Source organism: Fulvivirga sediminis, from assembly GCF_016757215.1.
Lineage (GTDB): Bacteria > Bacteroidota > Bacteroidia > Cytophagales > Cyclobacteriaceae > Fulvivirga > Fulvivirga sediminis.
This window is the reverse complement of record NZ_JAESIY010000004.1, coordinates 357,027-376,017: the sequence shown is the minus strand read 5'-3', so window position 1 is coordinate 376,017 and position 18,991 is coordinate 357,027. Positions and strand designations below refer to the sequence as shown.

Sequence of the window (18,991 nt, the reverse complement as noted above, 5' to 3'; positions counted from 1 at the left end):
TTATTTTTTAACGATCAGTTTGTGAGTCATTACCCCATCGTTGTCCACGTATAAGGTGTAGAAGTATACGCCTGAGTTAAGGTCATTAGTTTTTATTTTTATTTTATTCTCTAATGATGATAACTTGTATTCACTTATCACACTTCCTAGTACGTTGTGAATGAGTATTTTAGCGTTTATATTGATGTTGAGTACGTTGTATTCTATTATGGCAAAATCTTCAACAGGGTTAGGATAAACATCAGTTATTTTTATGTCTTTTGAGCTGAAGATGAGTTTTTTTTCAGTGCCTTCTTCAATGGTATAAGTTACCTCATGTTCAATGACATCTGAAGGATTATCGCTGTCGAAGATTAAATATTTTACTGAGCTGAAACCTTCGGCGAGCCCTCCCACTAGTATGCTTTTAAATTTATTGGTTATTTCTCCTGGATAGAGGGTCTGGGATAATGGCATTTGATTGGTGTCGGGGTCATAGCATTCATCGCCCCAGCAAAAATAGTTGATTTGACCTGTGCCTATTATTTGGTCTATCCTTTTAATTATGATTTGTATAGGTCGGGAGGAGTTGTTTTTTAAGGGAATAGTGGCTGTTATGTCTTCACCTATTTCTCCCTTGAAAGTTCCAATATTATCAATTACCTCAAAGCTTTGTGCATATGCACTGCATATGGCTACGAAGCCCAGAATTATTGATAAATATATTCTCATGTTAAATACATAATTATGACCTGCTTATATATTGTCTAATGTTGAACTGAACAATATACGAAAAAACTATTAATAAATAAAGCTCAAAGTATTTTACTCCTCCTCCTTTTTTACTTGAGATGTATCTTTCTTTTGCTTTATACTATTAACTGATTTTCTTGTTTCAAGTTCTGTATTTTTTTGAGAAGGTTCTATTTCTGTTTTATCGGTATCATCAGTGCTGTCAGGTTGAGGGCTAGCCTCTTCTCCAAGCACATCTTTTCTTTCTGGCTTTTCAGAAATTCGCCATTTAAAATCCTTTAATCTTCTTTCAGGATCTTCTAGTTCTTGTGGGGGTATAAAAGAAGCATCTGGTGTTACGTAAGAGGAAAGATTATCTACCTTATTCATCTTGAAGTTGATGATCATGAAACTACAGGTAATTTTATTCATTCCCATCAAGTAGCTGTCTGTTTCGTCTAGGGCAAAAAAGAGGCTTTCGGCATTGCCGTTTACATCTACCTTTTTAATGCTTCCTTCTTTGAAATAGGCGACCATACTACGTCCTTTTATCTGATTATAATTCGATATGCTATCTTCGGATATAACAAAGGAGTTTTCATTCATGTTGAGTCTATCGATAGAGCCATTGGCTAATACAGCGTTAATAGAATCGGCTTCTATCTGGCTGCCACCGCTCCATAGTACAGGATCATCATAAAAGTAGATGGTGGAGTCACTCGTGAAATATGCCAGAGAGTCGGCTACACCACGAAGATCAGGTTTAAAGATTTTTACATTTTTATATGCTAAAAGCCTTTTTTTGGATGGGTTTTCATTTTCTATAGCTACCAATGTGTCGGCCTTTAGGTATAATGTGTCATTCTGCATTATTTTTTTCATGAGAGCATTTCCATATACTTTAGAAATACCCAGCTTTTTTTGATAAAAGCCATCATCTCCAGTGATGATCACGTCTTGCTCTTTAGAAACAAGCTCTACATTGCCTTTGGCTGTATATTTTTTGCTAAGGTCATCGAGGTTAAGTCTGTCGCCTTTAAGTATGTACTCTTTACTTTCAATTTGACCTATATTCAGGTCGGAGCGTTTTATTTTAGTATCGTACTCTCCAGTTTCATAATTGAAAATACTGCTGTCGCTATCTATGATCTTGGTCGGAGCGCGGAAGTAGATAACTTTTGTGTTCGTATTATACTGTAGGGTGTCTGAAGTAAGAGTGTAATCAGGGTTAACGGCCTTTACGTTAGTTTTAAAAGAGGCCATACTTGTGTTTACCTGATAATAGCCCTTTTCACTAGTTAGTACGTTGGTGCTGTCTACTATTTTTCCTCCTTCGTAGTAGCGAGCTTCTTGCTGCATTCGGTAGTAATCCAGAAAGTCTGTATAAAGTGTCATTTGTGCTTTTTTCACAAACACCACATCGTTTCTTAGCTGAGCTTCTTTTTTATTACCATCATATACAAGTTTTTCGGCAGTAATAGTTACCGAGTCTCCCTCTACAATTTTCACATGGCCATAGGCTTCAATGAAGTTTTTTGCATTAAAGAAATAAGCAGAGTCACTATAGATAGTGGTTCCTTTTTGTTGGAAGATTACATTGCCTATCACACGATCTATGCGTTCACCGTCTCTAATTCCGCCCTTCCATATATCGGCCTGCTTTAATTGGATTTGTTCTTTCTGAGCGAAAGCTGTAAGAGCAGTGGCGCAGAGCAGAACAAGAATATATGCTATTTTTAAGGTAAATTTGATCATGATAATTAACAGTTTGCAAAACTAACCAAAAAAATGGGGTACAACCATGGTTAAGAAATTTTTAGATTTTATAGATGACAATAATTTATGTAAATATAGCGATAGGCTGCTTGTGGCGGTTAGTGGTGGTGTAGACTCTATGGTGCTGGCCACCCTGCTCAAACAATCAAAATATTCATTTACAATTGCGCATTGCAACTTTAACCTGCGAGGTGCTGCTTCTGATGAAGATGAGGTCTTTGTGAAGAAATTTGCCAAATCGATAAAGGTTGATTGTATAACAGAATCATTTAATACCAAAGATTATGCCGAGAATAAAGGTGTTTCTATTGAAATGGCTGCCCGGGAGCTGAGGTATCAATGGTTTGATAAATTACTTGCAGAAAAGGGGTTGAAGTACCTTGTAACGGCACATCATCTCAATGATAGTTTAGAAACTACACTTTATAACCTTGCTAAAGGTACTGGAATAAGCGGTCTGCGAGGCATAAGGGTTAAGAATAATAGGCTCATAAGACCTTTATTGTGGGCTACTAAAGATGAAATATTATGCTTTGCAAGTCAAAATAAAATTCAGTGGCGTGACGACGTTAGTAATTTTTCTGATGATTATATGCGAAATAAAATTCGTAATAACGTGGTGCCAGAGCTTAGAAAGATTAATCCATCTGTAGAAACTACCTTTGTAAACACCCAAAAGCGATTACTGGAAATGGAGCAAATGCTTCATGAGTTGAGGGATGATTTTAAAAATCAATATTGGGAGCAAAGAGGAAACGATCATTATTTGTCTTTGGATAGATTGAGGCAGGTAGACAAAGTGGTATTGCTAGAGGAGCTGCTACGCCCTTTTGGATTTAGTTATATTCAGTCTGAAGAAGTAATGCGGGCTGTGAAAATAGCGGAGCCAGGAAAGTTGTTTTTCTCAGCCTCTCACCAGGTAAATGTGGATAGAGATAGTCTAATAATAAGTGAAAGAGTAAATGGAAAGGTGGAGTTTGAAATTCATGAAGAAGATGAGTTGGTGCAGCATGGAGGAGTCACTTTTAAGCTTTCGCTTTCTGATGATATTGGAAAAATATTCAAATCAGCATATGCAGTAAGTCTGGATTATGATCGTTTGGAATTTCCTTTAAAAGTGAGAAAGTGGCAACTTGGAGATGCTTTTAGACCTCTGGGAATGAGGGGTAAAAAAAAGCTAAGTGATTTTATGATAGATGAGAAAATTCCATTAAACTTGAAAGAGAGGGTCTATGTGCTTACCTCTGGTGAAGATATTGCTTGGGTGATTGGCTACAGAATTGACGACCGGTATAAGATAACATCTTCTTCGCAAAAGATATTCAATATAGTAAGAATAGATAATGAATAATCCATTTAAAAAGACATTTACACCAGAACAACACGATTTATTCCTCTATCTGTCCAGGATAAACTTATTCTCCACCCTCAACTATAAGCAGATGTCGCTCTTTCTTCCATTTATGTATGAAAGAAAATATGAGCAGGATGAGGTGGTTTTTTTCAGGAATGACCCCAGTCATGCTTTGTATCTCCTTAAGAAAGGAGAGATAGCCCTTACTATAGATGTGAATGAGCGATTTGAAGATCTAACTAAAGTGGGGCCAGGTGTAGCTTTGGGAGAAAGTTGCTTATTAAAAAATACTAAGCGATTGCTCAATGCTTTTGTAGTGTCTGAAAAGGCAGAATTTTATGTAATTCCTCAAGATAATATCTTCGATATTTTCGAAAATAATATAAAAATTAAAACCCGCATGTTAGAGGTGCTGGCAGAGGTTTATAATGAATATAATTCCAATGTATTTAAGGCTTATAAGTCCTCCATGGGTTTCTTCAATTTAAGTCAGGTTTATCGCGGTTAAGGCCTTAATTTAATTGATTGTAAGCTTAGTGAAGTCCTTCGTATTGGTTAATTTTGTTAGCCGTATAAACAAATTCATTCAATCAATTACATATAAAAATTATGAAAATAACAGTAGTTGGAGCAGGTAATGTAGGCGCTACCTGTGCCGATGTTTTAGCCTATCGCGAAATAGCTAATGAAGTAGTGCTGGTAGATATAAAAGAAGGTGTAGCTGAAGGAAAAGCTCTAGATATTTTTCAAAAAGCTCCCATTAATTTATATGATACCAGAACTATTGGTTCAACTAATGATTACAGCAAAACAGCAGGTTCTGATGTAGTGGTTATTACTTCTGGTTTACCAAGAAAACCAGGGATGACTCGTGATGACCTTATCGAAACTAATGCCGGTATTGTAAAGTCAGTGACTGAAAATGTGATCAAGCACTCTCCTGATGCTATTATTATCATTGTTTCGAATCCTCTTGATGTAATGACATATCAGGCTCATTTATCATCTAAATTACCTCGTACTAAAGTAATAGGTATGGCTGGTATTTTGGATACTGCTCGTTACAGAGCATTTTTAGCTGAAGCCCTTGATGTTTCTCCTAAAGATATTCAGGCCGTACTTATGGGTGGACATGGAGATACTATGGTGCCTCTTCCTAGATACACCACTGTAGGTGGTATTCCTGTTACTGAGCTTATAGATAAAGATAAGCTTGATGCTATCATCGAAAGAACAAAAACTGGAGGTGGTGAGCTAGTGAAATTAATGGGTACTTCAGCATGGTATGCTCCAGGTTCTGCAGCTGCTCAAATGGCTGAAGCTATCGTGAAAGATCAAAAAAGAGTATTCCCTGTATGTATTAAACTAGAGGGTGAATATGGAATTGATAACTGCTATTTAGGAGTGCCTGTAATTCTTGGTAAAAACGGAGTTGAGAAGGTAATAGAATTAGACCTTAACGATGAAGAAAAAGCATTGCTTGAAACCTCAAGAAAGCATGTTACAGAAGTAATGGAAGTTCTTGATAAACTGAATGGATAATTAGTTCTTAATATCGAAATATAATCAAAGAGCGGGTTTTATCCCGCTTTTTTTTTCATACGGTTAGTGAAATCGGAGAGAGGGAGAAAGACTATTTTACGGATTTTGTTTAGCAGGGAAAGTTTATGACATAAAAAAAGGTGCCTTGCTCAGGCACCTTCATAATATATTGTTAGTTATCAATTATCTTCCTTTTTTAGGCATGGTTCTGAAAATATAATCCCAGAATGGAGATGATACACCAAAGGCTCTTTCAGGATCTTTATAATGGTGTATGGCATGATGAACCCATAATGTTTTAAAGGCATTTTTAGGTGGCTGATAAGCATGAACAATGTAATGTACAAACAAGTAGCTGGCGTAGCCAATTAAAAATCCAGGAAGGAATCCAAAAACAAAGTCTCCCATTACTAATCTGAATAATAAAAGTAATGTAGTGGCTAGTGTAAGACTAACCAACGGAGGCATTGCCAATCTATCTTTATCTTTAGGGTAGTCATGATGAACGCCATGGAAGTTGTACTGTATTTTCTCTCTTAGCTTGGTGTAAGTATCCATGTGAAATACATAACGATGCATCAGGTATTCAACGAACGTAAACACAACTAGCCCTGTGAAAAACAAGGCTACGGTAGTGATAGGAGCTAACGTGGTATGAGTTACACTCCAGTATAGCAGCCCTGCCGAATAGATGAAAAACAAGGTGATGGGTATAGATATATGTGTTCTTGAAAGCTTTTCAATAAGCTTATTGTTAAATAATACTTTAGTGTCTTTTGTTTCTGCTTGTGCCATTCCTCTAGGGTCAATTTTTTACAAAATTAAATTATGTAAATGGTTTTTAATAAAATTAGAACAGTTTTATAAATTATTTATTACATCACTTTTGGAGAAAGTGTTTCATTTTCCAGCTTTTTGTCAAGTATTTTTTGGTACATATTTTCATAAAGAGGCATTATTTCGGTGATGTTAAACAACTTTGCCCGTGCTAGAGCATTTTTCTTGAAGGTAGGCAAGTTGTTCTTGTCTAATATATGTAAGGCATTTTTTGTCATGTCTTCGATGTCTCCTGGTTTGCTCATGTAGCCTGTTTCACCATTGATGTTTAGTTCTGGTAATCCTCCTGCATTTGATGATATTACAGGAACTTCGCAGGCCATAGCTTCTAGGGCTGCTAGTCCAAAACTTTCTTTTTCTGATGGCATTATAAATAAATCGGCTACAGAAAGAACTTCTTCTACCGCCTCCAGTTTACCTAAAAAGCGAACATCATCACATATATGAAATTGACGACATAGGGCTTCTATATTATTCCTTTCGGGGCCGTCACCTACTAACAATAATTTGGCGGGTATTTCTTTTCTGATGTTATTAAATATTCTGATTACATCATCTACCCTTTTAACTTTTCTGAAATTAGAAGTATGAACAACTAAAGGCTCATCATTAGGGCAAATAGCCATCTTAAAATGTTCCTTTTTTTGCTTTTTAAATCTTTCAAGATCAATAAAGTTAGGAATTACCTCTATGTCCTGAGTGATTTTGAAGTGCTCATAAGTATCTTTTTTCAGATCTTCAGAAACTGCAGTAACACCATCAGAGGCGTTAATGCTGAATGTAACTACCGGCGCATAAGAGGCATCTTTGCCCACTAGCGTTATATCAGTACCATGTAGGGTGGTTACTACTGGTATGTCTATGCCTTCTGTTTTTAGTATTTGTTTCGCCATATAGGCAGATGATGCATGCGGGATAGCATAGTGTACATGCAAAATATCCAGCTTCTCATACTTAACCACATCTACTAGCTTGCTGGCCAGTGCCAGCTCGTAAGGAGGGTACTGAAATAAAGGATAAGATCTTATATCGACCTCATGATAGTATAGGTTTTCATTAAAAAAATCTAGCCGGGTAGGTTGTGAATAGGTTATAAAATGAATTTTATGACCTGCTTTAGCCAGGGCTTTGCCTAACTCTGTTGCTACCACTCCGCTACCTCCAAACGTAGGGTAACATACAATTCCTATTTTCATCCTTTTTTTCATAAATTAATATGATTCTACATGTTGATTGTATTGCCACATAGATTCATAGATCAGATCCTGAATTCTTGTACGGATATTATTTTTAATAAGTTTTGTGTTTTCAGCATCTGGATATATTCTATTAGATAAGAATACATAAATTAAGTTAAATTCTGGGTCTGCCCAAATAGCAGTGCCAGTAAAACCTGTATGCCCGAAAGTTTTTGCTGAAGCATAGCTGGAAGTTGGTCCGTTCCATTCTCCCATCAGGGGCTTATCCCAGCCTATTCCTCTTCTGTTAGTTTTATATTGTTGTGCTGTAAATCTCTCTAAAGTACCCTTTTGGTAGTATCTGATTCCTCCATATTCACCGTCTTGGAGGTGCATTTGAAGCATTTTGGCCAAGTCAAGTGCATTGCTAAATAATCCTGCATGACCTGCTACTCCTCCGCTCATAGCAGCACCCTGATCATGTACTAACCCATAAACAAGATTGTTCCTGAAAAGGTTGTCGTCTTCAGTGGGAGCGATACGGCTGAGGGGATAATTGCAAAGAGGGAGGTAGCCCATTGTGGTGAGCCCCATAGGGTCGTAAAAGTTTTGTTGAAGAAACTCATTCATCGGTTGGTTGAGAGCTTTTTCGGCAGTTCTTTTTAATATATAGTAGCCCATATCACTGTATTTATAGTCATAAGGAACATGAGGTTCTTTATCTCTCAGCTTAGCGCTTACTACCCAGCTCCAAAGGCTGTCTTGCATAATGTCTGAGGTGTAAAGATTGTCCGATACCTGGTAAGAAAATTCTGGGCTAGGCTCCTTTTTATAGAATTGATGAAAAGCGCCTGGATCTTCCATGGTTTGCTTCCAAAAAGGCAAATAAGGCCATAGGCCAGCCTGGTGAGTAAGTATGTCTCTCCATATCATATTTTCCTTATTGGTGCCTTTTAGCTCAGGTAAATAGACGGATATTTTCTTATCCAGATCTATTATTCCTCGTTCTTCCAGAAACATAAAAGCTTGCATGCTGGCCATAACTTTGGTAACAGAAGCTATGTCGTAGATGGTGTTTTCTGTAACAGGCCTAAGGCTGTCATAAGTATAGTAGCCATATGATTTTTGGAAAACTACTTTTCCATCTTTGGCGATTAATACCTGGCAGCCAGGGGTAGCTTCATCCGCTATAGCTTCTTGGGCAATGCCATCAATTTTATTGAGTACATCCATATCCATGCCTGCAGCTTCTGGTATAGAGAAGCTTAAGCGTTGCAGGTTGGGCGTAGATGCTCCACTGCCAAATGCAAAGTTTTTAATGTCTACAGGCAGACGAGCTGAGGTTTTGATAGCACCAAAAATGGCTTCAGCAATAAGTTTCTGAGTAATGCTATTATTTTCATATGAGCAAGTAATGGCAGTAGCATTGCTAAATAATGGAATAGCATAAGGGGTTCCCAGTATATTGAGTACCACCTGCGTTTCGCTTCCTAATTTATTAATAAGGTCAATAGCCTCCTTTGAAATCCCGTAGTTCTTTTGAGTAGGGTCTATATCCGCTACCGCTATCATTACCACATCATATGATTTCAGCTCTTTAAATAATATTGGATTTGAAGAAGCTTCATATTTATAATGGATTACCTGTGCGTATTTGTCAAGGAAGTAATCATACTGGCCAGTACTGCCTATGGTAAGGGAGGCGAAGTATTTGTTATCGAGGTTAATGATGGGTAACAGGCTGTCGGGGTTGTAAACCGTGGTAATGGTATTTTCGAAAAGGCTGTTTTGAAGAAACTTGGCTTTGGGCTTATTGAGTTTTCTTATAATGTTTTCAGTGTTTAACGGATGCCACTTACCAGTAAGTCCTGCGCGGTACTTGGCTCTTAACACTCTTTTTACACTAGCCTCAAATTGGCTTTTGTCTATCTTCTTTTTGCGTAATGCTGATTTTATCTCTTCCTGTGCTGCTGGTATATTTTCAGGGAATAAAAGAATGTCATTACCTGCTTTTAGGGCTTCCATCTCGGCTTCTCCTGTTTTGTATCTGCCAGAAATGGCTTTCATATTTAAAGCATCAGTAATTAGCAGCCCTTCGTACTTCAGCTCGGCACGAAGAAAATCGGAGATAGCTTTTTCTGAGAGAGAAACAGGTGTATTTTTTTTAGTGAGAGCAGGTACTTCTACATGTGCTGTCATAATGCTGGCTACGCCTGCCTTCATCAAGTGTTTGAAAGGATACAGTTCCAAGGTGTCTAGCCTTTCTTGGCTGATATCTATTTTAGGCAGTGTTAAATGAGAATCCTGGTGTGAGTCTCCATGGCCAGGGAAGTGCTTAGCGCAAGCCAGCACACCATTTTCCTGTAATCCTTTCATGTAAGCCAGCGCTTTTTCACTCACTACTTTTTTATTACTGCTGAAGGATCTTACACCAATAACTGGATTTAAAGGGTTGCTATTGATGTCCGCTACAGGTGCGAAGTTGAGGTGCACACCTAGTATTTTCATTTCTCGGGCTATTTCCTGCCCCATAGCATAGATAAGGCTGTCATTTTCGATAGCACCTAAGGCCATTTGCCTAGGAAAGCTTAGTGTACTATCTATACGCATCCCAGCGCCCCACTCCATATCCATGCCTATGAGCAAGGGTGTTTTCGATAAACACTGTAAGCGGTTAATTATTTTTATCTGTTTTACGGGGGTGCTTTGCATAAAAATGATTCCCCCTATTTGTCTTTTTTTTACCAATGCCTCGAGCCCCTCTAAATGCTCGGTGCTGCCGTTAGAATAGGCAGGAACCATGAAAAGCTGACCGATTCTTTGCTCCAGATTAAGTTGCTGATAGACACTGTCTACCCATTGTTCTTGTAGTTGGTTTTGAGAGAAGCAAGTGAACGATAAGCCGAAAATCAATAGAGAGGCGCTAAAAACTTTTTTAAACATGCAGCCGTTTCCTTTATGAATAAAACGTTTAAAAAATTAATTTTGTATTCTACTAAGATAGAAATAATTGCCGAACATGTGTCCATATTTCTTATAATGGATTATGTTATAAAAAAGATATAACTTCATCAACCATTTCTTTACGCTGTGAATGTAGTAAGATCCTGATGATGAACTGTATATCAAGGCTAAAAATATTTAAAATATGAGACTTCCTTCATTATTTAAGACCCCGAAATATCAAAGATTTAATGTGACGCCACGTTATTATGACCCTGTAAAAGAGGAAATAGATGCGCGGACAGCTCATATAAGAAGCATAATAGATGCGGATCAGGGAGAACTTGATGAAAAAGATTTTCCTAAGTCCAGAATAGCGGGATCTTTTACTACAAGAAAACCGACCAGAAAGAATGTAAACATGACTCAGCCGGTAATAATACTCTTACTCACGGCTGGGCTTGTGGGCTATTGGTTTTATGGAAATATTGCTTTGTATATTTTTCTTCTGGTATCTTCCGTATTATTGTACCTTAAAGTCAAAAGAATTATCTAAAGCCGAGAATACTACATGCCAGACATTATTCGATTACTTCCTGATTCATTAGCCAACCAGATAGCAGCAGGAGAGGTAGTGCAACGTCCGGCATCGGCCATAAAAGAGCTCCTGGAAAACTCCATAGATGCTGGTGCGGATGAAGTAACTGTGATTATAAAAGATGCAGGTAAAACCATGATGCAAATCATGGATAATGGGAAAGGTATGTCTGAAACAGATGCTCGAATGAGTCTGGAAAGGCATGCTACCTCTAAAATCACCAAAACTGAGGATCTTTTCTCTATACGGACTATGGGTTTTCGCGGAGAGGCGTTAGCTTCCATAGCTGCCGTGTCTCAGATGGAGATCAAAACGCGTCAGGAAGGGGAGGAACTAGGTACACTGATAGCGGTGGAAGCTTCTGAAATAAAGAAGCAAGAGCCTGTGGTTTGTGATAAAGGAACGTCTATTTGTATAAAAAATCTTTTTTATAATGTGCCTGCCCGTAGGAATTTTCTGAAATCTAACGGAGTAGAGATGAAGCATATTGTGGAGGAGTTTCAGAGGGTGGCATTAGCTAATCCGGAAGTGAAATTTTCTCTCTACCAAAATGACTTGGAAACGTATAGCTTGCCAGGTGGTAAACTAAGTCAGAGAATTATAGGCCTTTTTGGCAAGAATTATAGAGAGCAGCTGGCTTCATGTTCAGAAGAGATGGCTGAGGTGAAAATCTATGGATATATAGGTAAGCCTGAGTTTGCTCGTAAGACCAGAGGAGAGCAGTTTTTCTTTGTAAATAACAGGTTTATAAAAAGTAATTATCTCAATCATGCGGTAATGAATGCTTTTGAAGGGCTGTTGCCAGATGGTAGCTTTCCTTTTTATGTGCTTTTTATAGAGCTTGATCCAGTTCATGTTGATATAAACGTTCATCCTACTAAAACAGAAATTAAGTTTGATGATGAACGCACGATTTATACTTTGGTAAGGGCTGCGGTAAAACAGGCGCTGGCTACTCATAATATTACGCCTACCATTGATTTTCAGGCAGATATTAATTTGGGAACTAAGCTTTCCGGAGGAGTGGGGCTGGATCTGACCAGAGAAAGAGAGACTATAAAAGATAAGAACTATACTCAGTTTAGAAATACAGAAACACAGCAGCAGAGGTCTAATAGAGATAATTGGGAGAAAATGTTTGACCAGGAGCACCTAGGTAAAACACCTTCATCGGTTTCTATGCCTAGCAGGCATGAGCCGGAAGAGAATCTTACTATTACTTTTGGAAGCAAAGTAAATGAAGAAACACCTGTAGAGGCGGAGAATGAAGAGCGAGGCAAAGCTATGTTTCAGCTGCATAATAAATATATTCTGATACAGGTGAAGTCAGGGTTGATGGTGGTGGATCAGCAGGCTGCTCATGAGCGTATATTGTTCGAGAAATACATCAACCATCTTAAAAATAATACGGGAGCCTCTCAGCAAACTCTTTTCCCTCAAACAGTATCACTAAACCCTGGAGACTATTCGCTCGTAATGGATATGCAGGAAGAGATGTCTGCTTTAGGTTTTAAAATAGAACCTTTTGGCAAAAATGACATTATTATAAAAGGCTTGCCTGCTGATATTGGTAATGCTAATGAAAAGGAGATTTTTGAAGGACTTATAGATCAGTTTAAACGTAATAAATCTGAGCTTTCTATTCCCCGAAATGAGAACCTGGCCAGGGCATTGGCTCGCAGAACAGCCATTAAAAGAGGGGCTCGCTTAAATGAAGAGGAGATGTCAGGGTTGGTTGATCAGCTATTTGCCTGTTCTAATCCAAATTATGCAGCTAACGGGCAGACAACTTTTCATATTTTAGATTTAAATAGGATAGAGAATTTCTTTAATAGATAAGAGATATGATGCAGAGACTTACGCCGGTTGTTAAAAACCTGCTGATCATAAATGTAGTAGTTTTTTTACTTCAGTATTTAATGGGTGATATGCACTTAACGGAGTTAGTTTCTCTGTGGGGGCTACAGTCACCTAATTTTAGGCCGTATCAATTTCTGACTTATATGTTTGCGCATTCGGGCATATTTCATATTATGTTTAATATGTTCGGCCTTATTTTTCTAGGGCCTTTGTTGGAGCAGTTTTGGGGCCCAAAGAGGTTTCTTATATTTTACCTGGTTACAGGTATTGGAGCAGGGTTATTGTATAATGGTATAGAATACTGGCGAGTAAGTAGTCTTCAAAGTGCTGTAGATACCTATTTGGAAGCTCCTAATGCGGATAATTTCACTCTTTTTGCTGAAGATAATAAAGAGTATTTTAATAACTCTGTGTATGATTTTTCTAATGAATTCTCTAAGCATGAAGATGATCCTGCGTATATTCAAAGAAGTAAAGAGATAGCCATGGGGGCCTATCAGAGTGCATCTAAAAGTGGTAAAATGCTGGGTGCATCAGGCGCAGTTTATGGTATACTTATGGCTTTTGGTTTGCTATTTCCTAATACCCAGCTTATGTTACTCATTCCACCAATACCTATTAAGGCCAAATACTTAGTCCTTATATTAGGGGGGATAGCATTGTATTCTGGATTAAGCAGAAATCCCGGAGATAATGTAGCTCACTTTGCTCACCTTGGAGGGATGGTGTTTGCTTTTATAATGATTAAAATTTGGCAGGGCCAAAGAAATAAATTTTATTAAGATGTACAATAATGGTGGCTTTTTAGGCGAGTTTAAAAATGCCTTTAATAGGCCTAATTATTCTCACGTTCAGCTCATTATCATAAACGTAGTAATGTTTGTGCTTATCGGGCTGCTTAATGTGATTATGAATCTGGCACAGACGCAGGTGGAGCTTTTAAGTTATATAGCATTGCCTGCTAATTTTGATGTATTTATAACCAGACCCTGGACTATAATGACCTATATGTTTACGCATGTAGGCATCTGGCATATACTAATGAATATGCTTATTTTGTATTGGTTTGGTCGAATATTAATCAATTTTTTGGGTAGTGATAAGCTCATAGCTTCGTATGTTTTAGGAGGCTTGGCAGGTGGTGTGCTTTATATGGTAGCTTATAACTTTATCCCTTATTTTGCTCAGGCGGTAGATGTATCTATTCTGTTTGGTGCATCTGCAGGAGTACTTGCGGTAGTGGCAGCGGCGGCTACGCTGGTTCCTAATTATACGGTTGTACTAATGTTTATAGGGCCGGTAAAGATAAAATATATAGCTCTGTTTTATGTAGTACTTTCATTTTTACAATCCACAGGAAGTAATGCTGGCGGGGAGATCGCTCATCTTGGTGGGGCGCTGATGGGATTTGTTTATATTAAGCAAATTCAAAAAGGAACAGACTTAGGAAATTGGATTATCCGCATAATGTATTTCTTTAAAAGAATTTTCACCTCTTCTCCAAAGATTAAAGTAAGTTATAAAAGAACTAAAACATCACGAAAAAGTAAAGCTCAATCTTCTGGAGGTAGTAGTCCAGTGAGTTCAAAGAAATCTGATCAGGCAGAAATAGATGCTATTCTGGATAAAATATCTGAAAAAGGATACGACAGTCTTTCTAAGGAAGAAAAGCAGAAATTATTTAATGCTAGCAATAACTAGTTTTAAAAACTTCTGATTCTATATTGTCGTTACTCTAAGCTCTAAGGAGAATTTATTAATTCTTATTGGCCAACTGCCCGCAAGCAGCATCAATGTCTTTGCCTCGGCTTCTTCTTACATTTACCACTATATCGGCTGCATTGAGCTTGTTTATGTAAATATTTAATGCTTCCTCAGAGGCTTGCTGAAATTCTCCATCGTCAATAGGGTTGTATTCAATAAGATTGACTTTGGAAGGAATTACCTTACAGAATTTAACAAGAGCATCAGCCTCTTTTTCGGTATCATTAATGCCTCGCCATACTACATACTCATAGGTAACTTTCTTTTTAGTTTTATGGTACCAGTATCTAAGGGAGTCTTTTAGATCTTCAAGGTCATTTTTTTCATTGATGGGCATTAACTTTGAGCGGGTCTCATCTATGGCTGAGTGCAATGAGACGGCCAGATTAAACTTGACCTCATCATCGGCCATTTTTTTAATCATTTTAGGAATGCCTACAGTAGAAAGCGTAATCCTTTTAGGAGACATGCCTAGTCCCTCTGGTAGGGTGATCTTATCAATAGCAGCGATCACATTGCTGTAGTTGAGCAGAGGTTCTCCCATGCCCATAAACACTATATTGGTCAAAGGGCGGTTCATAAAGCGTTCCCCTTGTTCTTTTATGGCCACAACCTGATCATAAATCTCATCAGCATTGAGGTTTCGCATGCGCTTTAGCCTGGCGGTAGCACAAAAGTTGCAATCCAGACTGCAGCCTACCTGAGATGAGATGCAAGCGGTAATTCTGGTGTCAGTAGGAATAAGCACAGACTCTACCACAGCGCCATCAAAGAGCTTTACCGCATTTTTAATGGTGCCATCATCGCTGCGCTGCATCTGATCTACAGCGATATGGTTGATGATGAAATCTGCTTTTAATTTATCACGAGTTTCTAGGGAGATATTAGTCATTTGATCAAAATCCTTAGCAGACTTTTTCCATAGCCATTCATATACCTGCTTGGCGCGAAAAGGCTTTTCTCCTATGCTTACAAAGTAATCCTTTATCTGCTCTCTGTTGAGCTGTCTTATGTCCTTTTTCTCCTCTTGTGCTATCATAATATTTGCAAAGATAAACAAACATAGGATAAGGCAATACGGTTCATTTTTGAAGCTGTTGAAGGAAAGTTTCTGGTATGGTGCTTACCTTGCGTTTTTCGTAGTTCATGCACACTATGCCTGTTTTGCCTATTGCCACCTGCTGACCTGTTTTTTTATTGATAAGCTCATAAAACATGTCGAAACCATACTTATTAAAATCATCTACGCTAATGTTTACGGTGAGGTGATCGCCATAAAAGCTTTCTGATTTATAACTAATGATTACGTCAGAGATGATAATGCCGATGTTTTCTCCTAAGCCTATTTCGGATTTATATCCTAAACTGGCCAGAAATCTCATGCGGCACTCATGCATTAGAGATAAGATATTGTCATTGCCTACATGTCCACCATAATTTAGGTCCGTGATCCTTACCTCTATTTCAGTTTGAAATATACTTTTTTCAGGTAGTGTTAATTTTACTCTTGCCATTCAGTAAAATTAAGGAATAGATGTAAGCTTTGTCCTTCCTCGCTAAGAGATTCATCTTCGGTAAGGTTTAGTGGGGTAAATTAACCTCTTCCTCTTAGCAGGAAGATAAGTCCGATTTCCATACTAATTCAAGACAATATGTCATTAAAGTAATATTTTTTCTTAAAATAACTGTCATTTTAGCTGATTTTTCTTGAATTGAGGGGTTGGGCAAGAATTTGATGAGAACATATTGAATCGATAAGAATTAAGACATAAAAACATAAATTATAAGTTAATGAACTTTGATAAATACACCATAAAATCACAGGAGGTGCTGCAAAAAGCAGCTGAAGTAGCTACTGGTGGTGGTCAGCAGGCTATAGAGCCAGGCCACTTAATGAAGGCCATTCTTATGACGGGTGAAAATGTGATCTCTTTTCTGATCAAGAAGTTAGATGTGAATCAACTGCACTTAGATAATAAGCTAGATGAGATCATTAACAGCTATCCGAAAGTAAGTGGGCAACAGCCTTATTTGGCTAATGATGCAGCCAGTGCTTTGCAGCGTGCAGAGAAGGAGCTTAAAGAGTTTGGGGATGAGTATATAGCTGTAGAGCACATCATGTTAGGCTTGTTGGGCGGAAACGAAAAGGTGGCCGCATTGTTAAAAGATGTAGGTTTCGGTAGAAAATCATTAATAACAGGAATTAAAGAGTTAAGAGGAGGAGATTCGGTGAAAGATCCCAATGCAGAATCAAAATACAGGTCTTTGGAAAGATATTCCATTAACCTGATAGAGCAGGCTAAAGCAGGAAAAATTGATCCTGTAATCGGTCGCGATGAAGAGATAAGAAGAGTGCTTCAGATATTGTCTAGAAGGACTAAAAATAACCCTATTCTTTTGGGTGAACCAGGAGTGGGTAAAACTGCCATTGTAGAAGGTATGGCCCAAAGGATAGTAGATGGAGATGTGCCTGAAAATCTCAAAGACAAGATATTGATCTCTCTGGATATGGGACTTCTGGTGGCGGGAGCTAAATATAAAGGAGAGTTTGAAGAAAGGTTAAAAGCGGTAATTAAAGAAGTGTCGGACTCTAATGGGCAGATTATTTTGTTCATAGATGAGATTCATACATTGATAGGTGCCGGTGGTGGAGAAGGGGCAATGGATGCTGCTAATTTGCTCAAACCCGCGCTGGCCAGAGGTGAGCTACATGCTATTGGAGCTACTACGCTTAAGGAGTATCAGAAATATGTAGAGAAAGATAAGGCGCTGGAAAGAAGGTTCCAGTCGGTGATGGTAAATGAGCCGTCAGCTCAAGATGCTATTTCTATTCTGAGGGGTATTAAAGATAAATATGAGATACACCATGGAGTAAGAATTAAGGATGATGCAGTAATTGCAGCTGTCGAGCTTTCGAATAGATATATTTCAGATAGGCATTTGCCAGATAAGGCCATTGATTTGATGGATGAAGCGGCTTCTAAGCTGCGATTGGAGATGGATTCCCTGCCTGAAGAGCTTGATGAATTGAATCGAAAAATCATGCAGCTGGAGATCGAACGTGAGGCGATCAGACGAGAAAAGGATAAAGAAAAAGAAAGATTATTGACTAAAGAAATAGCTGATCTTACCGAAACCCGAAATGATCTAAAGGCTAGATGGGAGAATGAAAAAGCGGTAGTACAAGGCATCAGGGAGCAGAAGGAGAGTATTGATAAGCTGAAGTTTGAGGCTGAACAAGCAGAGAAGTCTGGTGACTTTGGTAAGGTAGCTGAGATCAGATATGGAAAACTGGTAGAAGCGCAGAAACAGCTAGAGGATAACCAGCAGAAAATGGCTGAGATGAAAGGTGATGGCCTTATGAAAGAGGAGGTGGACAGTGAGGATATTGCCGAAGTAGTAGCCAGATGGACGGGCATACCTGTTGCGAAAATGCTACAAAGTGATCGTGAAAAGCTTCTACAGCTAGAGCAGGAGCTTGGTAAGCGTGTAGCTGGGCAAGAAGAGGCTATCCAAGCACTTTCCGATGCTGTGAGAAGAAGTAGGGCAGGGCTCCAAGATCCAAAAAGACCTATTGGTTCGTTTATATTCTTAGGAACTACAGGTGTAGGTAAAACAGAACTTTCTAAAGCCTTGGCGGAATACCTCTTCAATGATGAAAATGCTATGGTGAGGATAGACATGTCAGAGTACCAGGAAAGGCATGCGGTGAGTAGGTTGGTAGGAGCGCCTCCGGGATATGTAGGGTACGATGAAGGTGGTCAGCTTACTGAAGCAGTGAGAAGAAAGCCTTACTCAGTGATACTACTCGATGAGATAGAAAAGGCTCACCCTGACGTGTTTAACATACTGCTACAAGTGCTGGATGATGGTAGGCTTACTGATAATAAAGGTCGTGTGGCTAATTTTAAAAACACTATCATTATTATGACTACTAACATAGGCTCGGGAATTATTCAGGATAACTTTGAAGGTCTTAATGATGATAATTTAGAACAGGTGATAGACGCCACTAAGCATCAGGTTTTTGAATTACTGAAAAAGTCAGTGAGACCAGAATTTCTTAACAGAGTGGATGAAACGATCATGTTCAGGCCATTGTCTAAATCTGATATCAGAAAGATTGTAGATATACAATTTAAGATTATTAGAAAGCGACTAGAAGAGTCTGGCGTGAAACTTGAGGTTTCTGATTCAGTGTTGGATCACTTGGCTCGGGTAGGTTTCGATCCTCAATTTGGTGCTCGACCACTTAAAAGAGTCATACAAAGAGAGATATTAAATGAATTATCTAAAGATATTTTAGCGGGTAAGGTCAATAAAGATGCTATTGTTGGCGTTAACCTTAATGAAGGCAATGAAATAGAATTTATAAATCTTGATGAAGTTGAAGTTTAGGAATGTGAAGTTGGTAAACTGGGTTTAGGT

15 protein-coding genes are annotated in these 18,991 nt (G+C 38.3%); 8 read left to right on the top strand and 7 right to left on the bottom strand.

Annotation, left to right across the window (positions count from 1 at the left end; genetic code table 11):
- Positions 1-711 (bottom strand): T9SS type A sorting domain-containing protein, encoded by a 711-nt coding sequence (locus tag JL102_RS09350; protein ID WP_202244119.1) that lies wholly within the window; start codon positions 709-711, stop codon positions 1-3.
- A gap of 93 nt (positions 712-804) precedes the next feature.
- Positions 805-2,466: an OstA-like protein gene (locus JL102_RS09345; protein WP_202244118.1), complete on the bottom strand. Its 1,662-nt coding sequence runs from the start codon at positions 2,464-2,466 to the stop codon at positions 805-807.
- 46 nt (positions 2,467-2,512) lie between these two features.
- On the opposite strand from JL102_RS09345, the gene tilS reads away from it, so the two are divergent.
- From tilS to mdh, 3 genes are all read left to right on the top strand, one after another.
- The gene (tilS, locus tag JL102_RS09340; protein ID WP_202244117.1) at positions 2,513-3,838 is read left to right on the top strand and encodes a tRNA lysidine(34) synthetase TilS; all 1,326 of its coding nucleotides are present in this window, start codon (positions 2,513-2,515) and stop codon (positions 3,836-3,838) included.
- Positions 3,831-4,349, top strand: coding sequence for a Crp/Fnr family transcriptional regulator (locus JL102_RS09335; protein ID WP_202244116.1), 519 nt, complete (start codon positions 3,831-3,833; stop codon positions 4,347-4,349). Before tilS ends, JL102_RS09335 begins: the two co-directional genes overlap by 8 nt.
- 98 nt (positions 4,350-4,447) lie before the next feature.
- Positions 4,448-5,383 (top strand): malate dehydrogenase, encoded by a 936-nt coding sequence (gene mdh / locus JL102_RS09330; RefSeq protein WP_202244188.1) that lies wholly within the window; start codon positions 4,448-4,450, stop codon positions 5,381-5,383.
- A gap of 183 nt (positions 5,384-5,566) precedes the next feature.
- On the opposite strand, the gene JL102_RS09325 is transcribed toward mdh, so the two are convergent.
- The 3 genes from JL102_RS09325 to JL102_RS09315 form a co-directional block, all read right to left on the bottom strand.
- Positions 5,567-6,178 carry a sterol desaturase family protein gene (locus JL102_RS09325; protein ID WP_202244115.1) on the bottom strand — a complete coding sequence of 204 codons (612 nt, stop codon included), beginning with the start codon at positions 6,176-6,178 and terminating at the stop codon, positions 5,567-5,569.
- Positions 6,179-6,258: 80 nt separating this feature from the next.
- Entirely contained in the window at positions 6,259-7,416 is a 1,158-nt protein-coding gene (gene bshA / locus JL102_RS09320) for an N-acetyl-alpha-D-glucosaminyl L-malate synthase BshA (RefSeq protein ID WP_202244114.1), read from the bottom strand.
- A 15-nt stretch (positions 7,417-7,431) separates the two neighbouring features.
- Positions 7,432-10,341, bottom strand: a complete 2,910-nt coding sequence (locus JL102_RS09315; RefSeq protein ID WP_202244113.1) for a glycoside hydrolase family 3 N-terminal domain-containing protein — start codon at positions 10,339-10,341, stop codon at positions 7,432-7,434.
- 205 nt (positions 10,342-10,546) lie between these two features.
- Between JL102_RS09315 and JL102_RS09310 the strand changes: the two genes are divergently transcribed.
- The 4 genes from JL102_RS09310 to JL102_RS09295 are packed head-to-tail and all read left to right on the top strand — an operon-like array spanning position 10,547 to position 14,500.
- Entirely contained in the window at positions 10,547-10,897 is a 351-nt protein-coding gene (locus JL102_RS09310; RefSeq protein WP_202244112.1) for a hypothetical protein, read from the top strand.
- A gap of 15 nt (positions 10,898-10,912) precedes the next feature.
- On the top strand, positions 10,913-12,778 hold the full coding sequence (mutL, locus tag JL102_RS09305; RefSeq protein ID WP_202244111.1) for a DNA mismatch repair endonuclease MutL: 1,866 nt from the start codon (positions 10,913-10,915) through the stop codon (positions 12,776-12,778).
- Positions 12,779-12,783: 5 nt separating this feature from the next.
- Positions 12,784-13,581, top strand: coding sequence for a rhomboid family intramembrane serine protease (locus JL102_RS09300; RefSeq protein WP_237390530.1), 798 nt, complete (start codon positions 12,784-12,786; stop codon positions 13,579-13,581).
- A 1-nt stretch (position 13,582) separates the two neighbouring features.
- Entirely contained in the window at positions 13,583-14,500 is a 918-nt protein-coding gene (locus tag JL102_RS09295) for a rhomboid family intramembrane serine protease (protein ID WP_202244110.1), read from the top strand.
- Between the two features lie 55 nt (positions 14,501-14,555).
- Here JL102_RS09295 and rlmN read toward each other — a convergent pair whose 3' ends face one another.
- Positions 14,556-15,602, bottom strand: a complete 1,047-nt coding sequence (gene rlmN / locus JL102_RS09290) for a 23S rRNA (adenine(2503)-C(2))-methyltransferase RlmN (protein WP_202244109.1) — start codon at positions 15,600-15,602, stop codon at positions 14,556-14,558.
- A gap of 43 nt (positions 15,603-15,645) precedes the next feature.
- A complete protein-coding gene (locus tag JL102_RS09285) occupies positions 15,646-16,077 on the bottom strand; it encodes an acyl-CoA thioesterase (protein ID WP_202244108.1) in 432 nt (143 codons plus the stop codon).
- Positions 16,078-16,354: 277 nt separating this feature from the next.
- On the opposite strand from JL102_RS09285, the gene clpB reads away from it, so the two are divergent.
- Complete coding sequence (clpB, locus tag JL102_RS09280) at positions 16,355-18,961, top strand: ATP-dependent chaperone ClpB (RefSeq protein ID WP_202244107.1); 2,607 nt, start codon at positions 16,355-16,357, stop codon at positions 18,959-18,961.
- Positions 18,962-18,991: the final 30 nt, after the last annotated feature.

What these genes read in the sequence shown, in the direction of transcription:
- tilS (WP_202244117.1), top strand. Translation starts at nt 2,513, where the DNA reads ATGGTTAAGAAATTTTTAGATTTTATAGATGACAATAATTTATGTAAA.
- rlmN (WP_202244109.1), bottom strand. Translation starts at nt 15,602, where the DNA reads ATGATAGCACAAGAGGAGAAAAAGGACATAAGACAGCTCAACAGAGAG.
- clpB (WP_202244107.1), top strand. Translation starts at nt 16,355, where the DNA reads ATGAACTTTGATAAATACACCATAAAATCACAGGAGGTGCTGCAAAAA.
- JL102_RS09295 (WP_202244110.1), top strand. Translation starts at nt 13,583, where the DNA reads ATGTACAATAATGGTGGCTTTTTAGGCGAGTTTAAAAATGCCTTTAAT.
- JL102_RS09285 (WP_202244108.1), bottom strand. Translation starts at nt 16,077, where the DNA reads ATGGCAAGAGTAAAATTAACACTACCTGAAAAAAGTATATTTCAAACT.
- JL102_RS09315 (WP_202244113.1), bottom strand. Translation starts at nt 10,341, where the DNA reads ATGTTTAAAAAAGTTTTTAGCGCCTCTCTATTGATTTTCGGCTTATCG.
- JL102_RS09335 (WP_202244116.1), top strand. Translation starts at nt 3,831, where the DNA reads ATGAATAATCCATTTAAAAAGACATTTACACCAGAACAACACGATTTA.
- JL102_RS09350 (WP_202244119.1), bottom strand. Translation starts at nt 711, where the DNA reads ATGAGAATATATTTATCAATAATTCTGGGCTTCGTAGCCATATGCAGT.
- JL102_RS09345 (WP_202244118.1), bottom strand. Translation starts at nt 2,466, where the DNA reads ATGATCAAATTTACCTTAAAAATAGCATATATTCTTGTTCTGCTCTGC.
- mutL (WP_202244111.1), top strand. Translation starts at nt 10,913, where the DNA reads ATGCCAGACATTATTCGATTACTTCCTGATTCATTAGCCAACCAGATA.
- JL102_RS09325 (WP_202244115.1), bottom strand. Translation starts at nt 6,178, where the DNA reads ATGGCACAAGCAGAAACAAAAGACACTAAAGTATTATTTAACAATAAG.
- JL102_RS09310 (WP_202244112.1), top strand. Translation starts at nt 10,547, where the DNA reads ATGAGACTTCCTTCATTATTTAAGACCCCGAAATATCAAAGATTTAAT.
- bshA (WP_202244114.1), bottom strand. Translation starts at nt 7,416, where the DNA reads ATGAAAATAGGAATTGTATGTTACCCTACGTTTGGAGGTAGCGGAGTG.
- JL102_RS09300 (WP_237390530.1), top strand. Translation starts at nt 12,784, where the DNA reads ATGATGCAGAGACTTACGCCGGTTGTTAAAAACCTGCTGATCATAAAT.